General features: G+C 43.9%; 9 protein-coding genes. All 9 read right to left on the minus strand.

Annotation, left to right across the window (positions count from 1 at the left end):
- Window positions 1-23: 23 nt before the first annotated feature.
- Window positions 24-776 carry a superoxide dismutase family protein gene (locus tag AB4124_RS16540; RefSeq protein WP_430202031.1) on the minus strand — a complete coding sequence of 251 codons (753 nt, stop codon included), beginning with the start codon at window positions 774-776 and terminating at the stop codon, window positions 24-26.
- A 305-nt stretch (window positions 777-1081) separates the two neighbouring features.
- Complete coding sequence (locus AB4124_RS16545; RefSeq protein WP_441973525.1) at window positions 1082-2317, minus strand: family 16 glycosylhydrolase; 1236 nt, start codon at window positions 2315-2317, stop codon at window positions 1082-1084.
- A gap of 46 nt (window positions 2318-2363) precedes the next feature.
- Complete coding sequence (locus AB4124_RS16550) at window positions 2364-3758, minus strand: ABC transporter substrate-binding protein (RefSeq protein WP_441973526.1); 1395 nt, start codon at window positions 3756-3758, stop codon at window positions 2364-2366.
- Between the two features lie 237 nt (window positions 3759-3995).
- The gene (locus AB4124_RS16555; RefSeq protein ID WP_441973571.1) at window positions 3996-4877 is read right to left on the minus strand and encodes an AraC family transcriptional regulator; all 882 of its coding nucleotides are present in this window, start codon (window positions 4875-4877) and stop codon (window positions 3996-3998) included.
- 189 nt (window positions 4878-5066) lie between these two features.
- Window positions 5067-6482, minus strand: a complete 1416-nt coding sequence (locus AB4124_RS16560; protein WP_441973527.1) for an ABC transporter substrate-binding protein — start codon at window positions 6480-6482, stop codon at window positions 5067-5069.
- Between the two features lie 40 nt (window positions 6483-6522).
- Window positions 6523-7491 (minus strand): carbohydrate ABC transporter permease, encoded by a 969-nt coding sequence (locus AB4124_RS16565; protein ID WP_441973528.1) that lies wholly within the window; start codon window positions 7489-7491, stop codon window positions 6523-6525.
- Window positions 7492-7510: 19 nt separating this feature from the next.
- Window positions 7511-8380 (minus strand): carbohydrate ABC transporter permease, encoded by an 870-nt coding sequence (locus tag AB4124_RS16570; protein WP_076325472.1) that lies wholly within the window; start codon window positions 8378-8380, stop codon window positions 7511-7513.
- 1 nt (window position 8381) lies between these two features.
- Window positions 8382-10790, minus strand: coding sequence for a DUF5696 domain-containing protein (locus tag AB4124_RS16575; protein WP_441973572.1), 2409 nt, complete (start codon window positions 10788-10790; stop codon window positions 8382-8384).
- Window positions 10790-12901: a YIP1 family protein gene (locus AB4124_RS16580; RefSeq protein WP_441973529.1), complete on the minus strand. Its 2112-nt coding sequence runs from the start codon at window positions 12899-12901 to the stop codon at window positions 10790-10792. Before AB4124_RS16580 ends, AB4124_RS16575 begins: the two co-directional genes overlap by 1 nt.
- Window positions 12902-12913: the final 12 nt, after the last annotated feature.

Below are 12913 nucleotides of genomic sequence, written 5' to 3' on the forward strand. Positions count from 1 at the left end.
CGATGTGCTATCAACTTACTAGATTACTCAGGAATATTCCCGCCAGCCACACGGTCGCCGGAATTACCCGCTGGATCGGTTACGCCATCATCTTCGCCGGCATGAATGATCAGCGAGCGCCCCAACACCGAGTTCGGCTGGTCCTTTTCAAGCGTTCCATGCTGAATGATCAGCTCCGCTTCCACGTTTCCGTCTGCGCCTACGACCAGGTTCGGCATGTCGCCGACATGGCTTCCTTGCGGATGCTCAAGGCCATGATGCTTGTCGGTCGGATTAAAATGTCCACCAGCAGATTTAAAATCCCCATCTTGGATCGCATTCTCATGCACATGGAATCCATGCTTGCCTGGTGTGAGGCCAGATGCGGTAATCTTCACCTTCACCCCGTCATTGATCTGCTCCAAGGTAGCGGAACCAACAGTCTCACCCGCCGCATTGTACAGCTTGACTACAGGAAGCCCCAAAGAGATCGTCCTGGAAGCCTGCTCCCAATACACGGGCTGGCCAACCAGATCAGAAACCATGCGAACAGGCACATAGGTCGTGCCGTTATGAATAATGGAATCCGGAGCCGCCGTCCCTTGGTTCATGAATTGACCGGCAGGTGTAGATTGGTCCTTGCCGTTGACGTAGTAGGTTATTTTAGACGTCGTGTGTTTAATCAGATCTACGGCTTCTTCGGGATTCGCAGCAGCCAGCGAAACTCCTGAAAACAGCATGACACCAGCAAGAAATGCTCCGGCCATATGTTTCAACGTGTAGGTCTTCTTTGTCACTTCATCGCCTCCTGATGATGGTATCTGTTCATCCCCAAATACCCTGATTTTATACGTTTCAACCGCCATTTTATGGGATTGGGGCTTTCGGCGTTAATCATTGATTCCAAAGACATGTACAAGTGATAAACGAATAAACTACATTGAGGTAACTACGACCGCTTCAGTTTAGGCCATCCATCCATTTCCTACCGGCCATGTGTACAGCCAACAGTTCATCCGTCTCCGCTTCGGATACGTCGAGTTCAAACACGATCAACACATCGTCCTTCACATAGAGTTTCCACGCATTCAGCTCTGATCCATTACGCCTTTGTGCTCAAATAGACAGGTATATCCTGAATCAGATACGTTCCTGCCTCTTGGCTCCCATTGAATGCTTGAATCACAATTCGAATCGACTTCGCACGTTCTTCTTGTGTAAGCGTGATTTCGTGTGTTTCTAACTCATCCTCACGATGGCTCCATGCAACCTGCCCGGATTCACCCACTTTACGCCAATCGGTTACACCATCAGGAGATACTTCAATATCCCACTGTGTCGGACCTTGCTTCAATCCAGCTCGTGTCGTTAACGATACCGTATCAAATGCTTGCGGTTCCATCCAATCCAAATAAATATAGTGAGGTAACGACTCTTCCGGTTTGCTGATTAAAGCGGTATTCGGATCTCCATCATTGATATAACAAATATGCGATTGTGCATTGTACAAATCTCCCCATGTAATATCGTTACCCACCCCGCTAATGGCAAACCGGGCGAGATTGCCTTCTTTGCCTTCCATCGGAATGAGCTCCATAGGCATCCCTTCACGCTTATACACCCTTAAATAATCAACGAGGAATTCCTTCGGATACGGAATGGATCGATCCAGGTCGCCAATCCATCCCCCATCGCCATCATTAATCTGGAGCAAGGTAACCATCGGATAATCCGGTGACTGATCAACTTCCCAATATAGCTCATGATCCAGATAGAATTTCATACCGGATTCATCCCACTCAAAGCCGTATACGTGAAAATCTTCAGATAAGTCTACATCCGTACGATACGGAATATGGGCGTACTTCAACTTCGTATCACGTAATGAATGAAGTGTTGTATTCAGTAAACGTGTGTCTTTGCCTAACATTTCAAAAATATCGACTTCAGCATTGTGCTCCTTCTCATTTTCGAACCCGATCATCCACCAAGCTGAATTAAGCCCGCTCCCTTTCGCCACCTTCGCACGTACCTCGAAATAACCATATTTCGTCACAAGGTTCATGAAGGCACGATCATGATGGTTTAGTCCGAGATTATCACCGTATCGGTGTAGTCCATCTCGCATCCCCGTAACAATAGCGGATACACGCTTATGCTCATCAGGCAGTTGTAACACGATACAGCTATCACGTAATTGATAGGTCGCCTTTGCTTCCTCTAACGTCTTCCAATGGGATAACCCGTAGGGTGAGAACTTCGTCTGGTCGAGCGTTTCCCCATTAAACTCTTCATGAAATACGAGGGTCCAGCCTTCCTTATGCAACATATCTGTCATGATTTACTCGCTCCTATTCCGTGCATCCATTTTGTCTGAAACTCTCTTACTTTTTATTCATAGCATCTTTAATCTTGATCGCTGATTCCTCTTCAAGCACCCGAATAAACTCTGGGATGTTCATGTCCGAGGTCGCAAACTTCTGCATAGCCCCATTCAAATCAACGTATTTATCCCACACGCTTGCTCTAGCAGGAGGGAGCGCAAACTGATTTTGGAACATCGCCATTACATTTTTGCCTTGATGATCTGGATTATCGGCACCAAATTGCTTGCGAATTTCCACATCCGATGTGGCCGGTATCGTGCCTTTTCTTGTAGCCTTCGTTTGATTCTCTATGGAAATAATCGCTTGAAGGACTTGCAGCGCTGCTTCTTTATTCTCGCTATACGGGTTAATTACGGTAGGGGCCGTATGAACCGCTGGAGCAGTCTCTGGGATATCAGGCCAGGATGGTATCGGCAGAATGTCCATGTCTTTCTTAAATTCTGCTCTTTCCTCCGGGGTCTCCCCTCCGAACCAAGTCAGGAAACCATGCCAGTTGATTTCCATCGCAGCTGTTTTTTGCATAAACTTATCTTTTTCCTCCGGATTGTAGATGCCGGGAATACTATATATTTTTTTCATGAGTTCCATATACTTTGTAAACTTCGGATCCTTGGACAATAACACCTCCCCCGTATCAGGATCCGTCAATGTTGTGGATAACTGTAACAGTGCAGCATCCACCGTATCCGAGCCGAACTCCAACCCTACGTATTGATTTCCATCGCGGGTACCTGTCGTTTTCTTAGCGAGGTCAATGATTTCATCCCAAGTCATGTTGTCTGTCGGATAGGGAACACCGAATAGGTCGAATACTTCTTTATTATAGAAAAGACCATAAATCCCTCCGTTACCCGTCAATCCGATCAGCCGTCCTTCAGGGTCTTGGGAGCGAATCAGAGCAATAAACGACGGGTCCACTGTGCTCAAATCGATCCCATACTCTTTTACCATCTCATCCAGCGACTGTACCATATCAAGATCGAGCAGCACATCCACCCCAAGGTTGGGCGTTAGTAGGTCCACAACCGTCCCTGCGCTGTTAATCTCCTGGATCCCTTCAGCCGTTCCATTCCAATCGACATATTCAAATGTAATATGGGGAACAAGCTCCTTCATATCCTGAACAAAATTGTTCTGGAAATTTTCTTCGCCCCATTGGGTTGCTACCTTTAACGTAACGGGTTCATTCGAGAATTGTTTCACTTCTACAGGCTTGGGCTTCTCTTCTTGCTCTTCTGTATTCGCATTCGTTCCCTCTGTTGACTCTGTTGTATCCGGCTTATCACTTGCTGCTTCACCGCCTCCTCCTGATGAACATGCCCCCAGAACGAGAAGGAACAAGAGACACATCATTAACAGCAGGCTTAGACTTTTCCGACTACTTTTTTTCATATATAACTCCTCCTACATCAAATTCATAATACCGATGTGAAAAGAATGGATTAAATGAATCCAAAAGCCATTCGATCCGGTCTTCTTACATTTTAATAGGCTAATTCTGAATCAAACCTGAACTGTTCACTTGCCCTCGGAAGCGTTTTCAACTCGTTCTTTTATTCATAGTTTACTCGGCAAATCCTTGGAAGTATTTAGCCCAAAGTAACACTTTTATAACAAAAATCCCCCCTGCTATTCTTCAAGGGGGGAGACGATATCGAGTGACGATATGAGTGTTGCATTAAACTGACTTAGGCTGATTCCCATTCGTTTTTTAAACATTCGACTAAATGAATGCAGTTCCGTATATCCGACCTGGTTCGCGATCTCGCTTATTGTAAGATCGGTTTCAATTGCGAGCTGTTTCGCCTTCTCTATACGTATCGTAGCCAGGTAATCAGACGGTGTCATACCGTAACAGTTGCGAAATTGCCGTATAATATAGTTCCTGCTCAGTCCCGTCATCTCGCTTAATGTATCCAAACGGATTGGCGTACTATAATTTTCTTTAATGTAATTACAGATTTTCACCATTTTCGGATTGATTTTCGTGGTTAGCTTTGCTGTTCCATCCACAGGCTTATTTTCCATCACATCATATAATATTTGTAGCAACAGTCCTTGCGCAAGCATATTGCTTGACAACGAATGCTGCTGGATGGCCTGGATTAAGAGGATGAGTTTGCCTAGTAACGATCCATCTGGATCGCTCCCCCTAATGTAGTCATTTCCAAACCTGAATTCTATAGGTGACTTTGACATTCCAAAATGAAATGAAATGGTTATTCCCACATATGGATCATGTTTAGAGGGTTGCAATGAACGGACAGCACCGGGTCGAATGATGTAGATATCCCCTTTTCCAAGCGGACACTTAACGCCATTCATAATATTATCTGCCTTCCCATCAACTCCATATAGAAGCTGATATTGACTAATTTGTTGAGGTATCATAAACCAACCCGTTGGTGGTTTGTACATATGGGCAAGCGTAATATAAGGTGGGTAATAGAATTGATCCTGCAATAACGGGATCGTTTCCTCTGGATCCAGGACTGGAAGCTTATCATACATCAAGAATTCACCTTCTCCACTTTTTGGCTGCTTAATCCCTTTCCTTTACAATACAATAATACCCATAGAGATAGTGTGAAGATTTAATCAGCAAAATAGTCCAACAAGTGCGTAAAGCTATATAGCGCCAAGAACCTGAGACGATGACCTCAGGTCCTTAACAAAATTCGTATGCAGGCGTCCGGACTCTTATTGCCCTTGTTCTTTCTTTTGTTTCTCTTCCTTGATCTTAATCGTCATTTCTTCTTCCAGCTTCCGCAAAAATTCGGCGATATTCATATCTGAGTTTGCGAAGTCTTTCAATTTCTCCGTAATCATACCTTCAGCTAATCGCTGATATTCCGATTTTCTACCTTCAATTATTCTCGCGTTTTCCGGGAAATACGCTTTTACATTTTTACCTTCGTAAATATCTTTTTCGCTGCCGAATTTCGCGATAACTTCAGGACTCTTCAATACCGTCGGATATCCTGCAGCGGAGAACTTCATCTGCATATCTTCTGCAACGACTTCTTTCATCCACTGGAAAGCTGCATCTTTTTGCTCACTGTACTTATTCAATACATACATATGAGCTTGCGTAGGTGACGCTAACTGTTCTTCCCCTCCCCAGATGGGCATGAGAACCGAATCAACATTCGGTCGAATGGTTTCAGGAATTCCCCATTCCAAGTATGTCGGCCAAGACACTAACATCGCAGCCGTTCCACCGGCAAAGAAGCTTGCTTGTTTATCCGGATCACGTTCATACATACCTGGTATGCTATAGAACTTTTTCATCAATTCGAAATATCTTGTGACTGCCGGCTCCTTCGTAAGTAATACTTCATCGGTTTCAGGATCGACTACATTCGTAATAATTTCTTTAAGAGGTGCGAGCGCTTCGCTTGTTAGACTGTTCGTAAATCCCATCTCCAGACCACGGTAGTTTACACCATTTCGTTCTCCGGTCAACTTCTTAGCTAATTCAAAGGTTTCATCCCATGTCATGTGGTCTGTCGGGTAAGGAACGCCGAACATATCGAAAATCTCTTTATTGTAAAATAACGTAATGGTATCAGCAAACGTGGGTACACCAACCATTGAACCCTTATCATCGTAGGAGCGGAGCAAGGATATTACAGATGGATTGATACTAGTTTCATCCATTTCGTATATCTTCATGAAGTCATCAATGGGCTCAACCATATCCAGTTCTTTTAAACCATCAATTCCTTTGGAACTGTAAATAATATCCGGGACGACACCACTAGCGTTCAATTCTTGCAATGCTTCCGAAGTAGAATCACCTTGAATCCAATGAACGGTTATATTCTTACCTTCTGCTTTGAGTTTATCTTCAATGGGCTGCATGAGAGGAGCAATCTGATCTATGCCCCATTCATGTTGAATGGTGATCGTTGTCTCCTCGCTGAAATCCGTCACAGCTTTACTCGTCCAATCCACTTCTTCTTCCTGTGCAGCTTCTTCGTTAGTCCCAGCAGGCTTCGCTTCGGATGCAACATCCGGTGCTTCATCTACCGAGTCATTGCCGGTACAACCCGAAAGTAATGTGGTTAGCATGAATACAAAAGTAATGATTAGAAAAATCGATTTTCTCTTCATTCATAATCCTCCTTTATTATCCTAAATTATGGATCTAGGTCTACTCGACCAAACCTGTACGTTCAACACTCTCAACAAAGTAACGCTGGGCAAAGAGGTAAAGAATAAGCGGAGGCAATATAACCAGGAAGCTTGCACCCATTTTAATCGGTTCAGCTAAATATTCCGGCAGTCCTCCATTCGTAATAAATGTCGTCAACTGACTATCGATAAATGACATTTTCAGTGCTAACGGCATATCGCCGCTTGAACCTAGGAACATCCTAGGGTAGTACGTGTCATTCCAAGTCCAGACGAACGAGAACAACAAGACGACGAGAATGGCTGGTCTTGCCAATGGAAACATAACGCGTACATAAAATCTCAAAGCACTAGCACCATCGATACGGGCCGCTTCTTCCAATGCTTTAGGCTGCGTGGAGAAGAATTGACGGAAAATGATGACAAAGAGTGCGCCCTTGACACCGAACCCAAAAATAGAAGGCAAAATTAAGGTTAATAAATGGCCGTTCAATCCAAGCTTTGTATACACCATAATCGTCGGCAAAATAACAACTTGAGGCGGAATAATGAATGCCAAGAAGACGAGGAATAGAATCGTCTTCTTGAATGGGACATCGAGCCTTGCCAAGGCATAGCCCGCTAGCCCGCACGAGATACAATGCAGCACAGCAGTCGAAATCGCAATCAGTACACTGATGGAGAGAGACTTCGGATAATCCAGCAGCTTCCATGCTTCGATCACATGTCCTAAGTAAACGGAAGACGGAATCCACGTCACGGTTGGATCAATCAAGTCCTTGGCACTCATGACCATCTTCACCAGCATTTTTAAAATTGGGTTCATATACACATAGGAGGTTACGATGAATATGCCGTACAAGACTAATTTAAATATGAGCCCTTGATTCATCTCTCGACCTAGAATCGTATACTTCACTTGCCGTAATCGACGTTTCGTTGTGAACTTCTGTTTCAGTTTCACACGCCTCGCTAATTCAACCTTCATGTTCTGCCTCCCTTCCTCACTAACGATTTACTCCTGCATTTTTCCGGTTAATTCTACTGTAGAGGAGAACGACAATTCCCAAGAATACAAGAATAATAGCGAAGTAAATCCATGCGAGTGCACTATTAAATCCGTAGTTCCCCGTATTGATCAAACTAATGACAGGATTGGATGGGAACGTAAACATATCTACAACGGTATAAATTAAGTTCAGCAGGATGAACGGTGACATTGCTGGAAGTGTGATCTTCCAAAATACCTCCCATGGTGTAGCACCATCAATTCGAGCTGATTCATACGCAGACGTTGAAATGGTCTGAAGGCCTGCAATAAAGAGCAGAATTTGCACCCCGGAATACCATAAGACAAGGACAAACTGATTCAATACGGTCTTTACAGGTTTCGCCCATGAACTGTCCCCAAGGAACATATCCATGTAACCGCCAATATTAAATCGTTCAAGGAAACCTAGATTGCCTTCCCCTTGATTAATAAATGACATCAGCACAGCACCCGTAGAGAAGATAACCGGTAAGAAGAAGATGGCGCGGAATAAGAATCGACCGGGCAGCTTTTGGTTCAGCATAATAGAGATCATCAAGGCAAATATGACGATAACCGGGATCATGATGACGACTTCCTGGAAGTATGGAATTAACTTATCGTATAGATCCGAGCTGTTAAACAAGATCTCACGGTAATATTTGACGCCAACAAAGTCGTACACAATTTTCTTCGGCAATATTTTTACCGTGTGAAAGCTCATAAAGAGTGAGAAGACTAGCGGAAATCCTAAAAAAGCGATAAAGCCGATCAACCACGGTGCAATAAATAACGACCCTTCCAGCTTTCGGGATCTCTTGGCAGAGAGTATTCGCTTTGGGGCCATACTACGCACCTCCTTTGCTTACAATGTAGTCTTTGGCTTTCACAACAGCATCCCCGACGCTAACCTCTTTATCGTTATAATTCACGATGACTTGTTTTCCGTTACTGTATGTTGTTTCAAACACGCCGCTTACGATTTCACGATGGCCTGTAATGAACTCGTTCTGTACATCACCAAGTGCCTCTTCGTATTTTTGATACTGTGACACGATCTCTGCAAGCCAGTCCTTGTAGTTTGTACTGTAGAATTCATGGAGAGAAAGTGATTTAAGCAATTCCTGTGATGAAGCGTTCGTTACGACAAACGACGGTACTGCACCGTATTCGATTCCCTTCAAGAAATTGTCCGCATAGTCATCACTCAAGTTCGCATACTCGAATGAGTATGTAGTCAGACCATGAAGAGCTATTTGGGCGAATGGTACAACACGATCGATAAACATGTCATAAGAGAAGTTAGAGGCCATGTTGTCCATATGGCTAATATATGGGAAGGTGTACGCGTTACCTCCTGCCCCTCTTACGCTGCCGAATGTTTCTTTTGTCATCTGAAACAATTGGCTCTGAATTTCCTTTGAATGTTCTCTTGTCGCTCTATAGTTCTCATTAAAGTCCGTATTCAACAACGATCCGATTCCTTGACCGTATAAATAGCCATTGATTCCTAATGATTTCGCTTCTTGGAGATCTCCTTCTATAACCCCTTTCATAAATTGAGGACTGACAAATGTCTTCCGTCTGCTATCCCAATTCATCGATTCTATGACGGAAGAAGCTAGGTCACGAAGACCGTCTCGATTTTTTCGAAATCCGTCTTCACCGCCTCTGTTATACGTATAGGAAGAGGCATCAAGATAAACCGCATAGCCCTTCGAATGAGCAAAATCGGTGAATTTCTTCATTCCCTGATTACCGCCCAGTTGATCTGGAACGGGGAAGTCACCGCCAAACTTACTGTATCCATCGTTTTGCCAGCCAAGATAAGTGATGTCCATATGATCGACACCAAGTGCAGACAACTCTTGCACGATGCCTTCCGCCTCTTTCGTCGTAGTTAACGGTAGATATGAATCCCACAAAAATCCGTCTTCGGTATCGCCGCCAAGTAAATGCAGCTGCAGCCGCAGCTTCGCTTGCTCACCTTCTAGCGGTTTCATCGCCGACTCCTTCATCAACAATTCCCGATAGCGTTCAGCTAATGTAACATAGCTAATTTCTTCGTTTTTCTCCTCGATCATATAATAACGGGTCGCACGATCTGACTTCGTTATCTCCTTGCTATACGTCAAGTAACCGTTCAACTTCTTCGTATCTGTCGGTTGGAAGAACTTGAACCGGTATTGATACTCCGGTGCAACCCAGTTGAATTGACTGAACGATCCCGAAGGCGCCGCAACCACGTTCGCGTACTCTTCACCTTCCGTGATGACTCCAAGAAGTCCTTGTTTATTCGATTTAATGCCAAATACCGGCATAGTAATCGGATTACGATCAGACATGGTATTGCGGTTACTGTATGCCCAATCGTCACCATAAACACGTTCCGTATAGAGGTTTTGTGTACCCGCTCGACGTTCTCTGAAATCAATTAAAGCGCCCGGCCCGTCTGGAATGTATAGAAATCCATCTTCGTCATCCGAAGTTTGTGCACCCAAGAAAGGGAATAAGCGAATGGACGCTAGGCGAGCCATAGGATCTTTTTGGGGCTTCGGTTTCTTGACTTCTTTGCCATCCTTATCAACCGTTGCTGCCGCTGGTTCTTCCTTCGGCATGACTTTCTCATCTACCAGACCTTCAGCTAATACTTTGGTTTCAACGAAATCTTCGCCAAGCTTGACTTCTACAGGAATGATGAAGCCAAGATCCGGCATGTCATACATAACTTTAAATCCCTGATCTGTTACTTCGAACTGGCTTATTCCCCCTTTTTGTGCATAGAAGTTAGTCTCTTTCAGCAAGTCTTTACGCAGATTAAACTCTACATAACGGAACATAAAGGGTGAAGCAAGATGAAGCTTCCATGCATCTGTATTGAGCTTATCCTGCCAATCCTTCGGATTAGGAAAGGAGCGCCATACTTCTCCTGTGGTTTTACTTGTTACAGTAAAATGACCGGAGGATTTATCAGCTTTGAGCAATAATTTCTCATTCTCCGATATCGTTTGGAACTGGGTTTCATCCGGCAATTTCCCATTTGATTTTGCAGGGGTTACTGCCTTTGTCGTACTCGTCTGAGGTGCTCTCCGTGTCTCCGTTTTAGTCTTTGTTTCAGTCTGTACCGTAGTTTGAACCTCGGTCTGCTTCTTATCGGTTGAAGCGGATGTAGCAAAGATGAAACCGCCGAGCGTCGACGCGAATAATACGCAAATCGCAGCTACCATGAATCGTTTTTTGGACCGTAATAAGCGCATCACATCGACACCTCCTGATAGATCGTGTAAACAAAGTTACCAAATTCGGATGTAAGTCCGATTAAGATGAACACAAGTACCCACATAATGGTCATTGTGATGACCGTAAGTGTTATATTCAATACCGTTTCGCCAACACCGTAGTTTTGCAACGCTTGAATGTTCCAGAAGAATAATAACCCACTCCACAAAAGCATACCTACCTCAATCGAGCTGTAAATGGATGCTTCACTTTGTGTAAAGATGTTCGAAATAAGGGCAAGCGGGATCCCGAGTAACACAACCGGGAATAAGGAATAACAGCTTCCCACGAACACATCTTTAAACCTTGCTTCACCTTGCTTGATCGAACCTACCAGATAGTTACATACCACCCATGATAACCATACGGCCAAGAAGACTGTGAGCATGTAAGTTGAACCCTTTGCATAGACCGGCACTGGATTATATGTAAAACTCGTATAGAACGATTTCACCAGAAGCATGACTACCGTTAATATGAGAATAACGAAAGCACTGATGTAGCCACCCTTATTCAAATATCTCAAATCACCAAATCCATCTATCGGATGTTTCAAGATATAGAATACATGCTTTAATTGCTGGAACCAGGTTTGACTGTTTAACTTATTCGATTTCGGCATCATTCGGAAATTGAATTTTTTCTTTAGCCTGATAAAAACCCATAATAAGAGGCTGGCTATAATAACAGAGTTCGCCAAGGTCGAGAAGTTTTTCTGGAACCATTGCAGGCGAATCTGCCAGAATGAGTCTGAGTATCCCTCACCATCTCCTGCAAGCTTGAACAAGTCTCTAGCGCGCTCGTACTCACCGCGAGAAAATGCGGCCTGAGCGATTCCTTTATAAGCTGGAGAGAAGTGAGCATTCAACTTCAGTACTTTGTTCCAATACTGCTCCCCTTCTGCATACTTGCCTTCCTCCATCAACTTGTAAGCTTCGTGAACCGTTGCTCCAAACTCGGTCGGTTCATACTCTTGAATGAGGCCCAGCGCTTCATCCAAAATATAAAGGTGTTTGTTGGAGTTGGTTTCTACTGCAACAGGTGCCGCTGTTAAACCAACCAGCGAATTACCTAAGGCAGAACGGCCTGACCAATAAAATAACATCGTACCGTTTGCATCATACTGGGAGACAATGTTCCGTGATTTATCAATAATCGTTACATTACCATTCTGATCTAAGGAAACATCGGTAAGCTGCTTCTCAATCAATTCATCAGATTCTACGGTAGCTAAGGAAAACAACCGTTCATTGAACGACATCTCTTTCCATATATTTTCACCGCGAATGTTTAATTTCTTGACTTGCTCTGTTTTGGAACCGGAAACCGTATAGATGAAGCCTTGATCATCGATATCTATATTCCGGATCGTTACAGGCAGAAGTCGAACCTGCCGACTCAATTGCTCTTTCGAATAAAACTGTCTCCGAATGATATCCATCAGCGTTACTTCCGTTTTATTTGTTCCGAAGAACTGGTCGAATTTCCCCTCGGGAGTAAATTGGATGATCCCGTGATAACTTCCTTTCGATACAACATATATAAAACCGCGTTTATCGATAACCATATTCGTCGGTTCATATACGAAGGATTCATTAATTAGTGGTGATGTAGGACGACCAATTTCAGTCAATAATTTCGCATGCTTATCCAGGTGAACAACTCGCTTATTACCTGTATCCGCAATGTAAACATCGCCATTATCGGCAACAAACACACCCTGTGGTTGATTGAGCGGACTTTCTGGTAACGTGATTAATCGAATGAGCTCACCACTTTCATTCAGATGAACAATCCGATTATTATCGGTATCCGCAATATAAATATCATCATTGTCTGCAATGAATAGATCTTGAGGACGCTGCAGCGATGTATACTCTACTTCACCCTTCTCATTGACGACTGGAATCTCCTGAGCTAATACGCCGACTGGAGAATATGCAGATTGAGTCATTATCGTACGTTCATAACTGTCTTCCGTGAAGGTACGATAAGGAACATCAGCGCTTGCGATCATCGGGAATCCAGTCAGTGCAATCAAGCAGACTAGCCAAAGCACATATTTCGGTTTGCTTGGATTGTTGCGCATTGTACACCTCCC

The sequence above is a fragment of the Paenibacillus sp. 2KB_20 genome, assembly GCF_052115765.1.
GTDB lineage: Bacteria > Bacillota > Bacilli > Paenibacillales > Paenibacillaceae > Paenibacillus_AQ.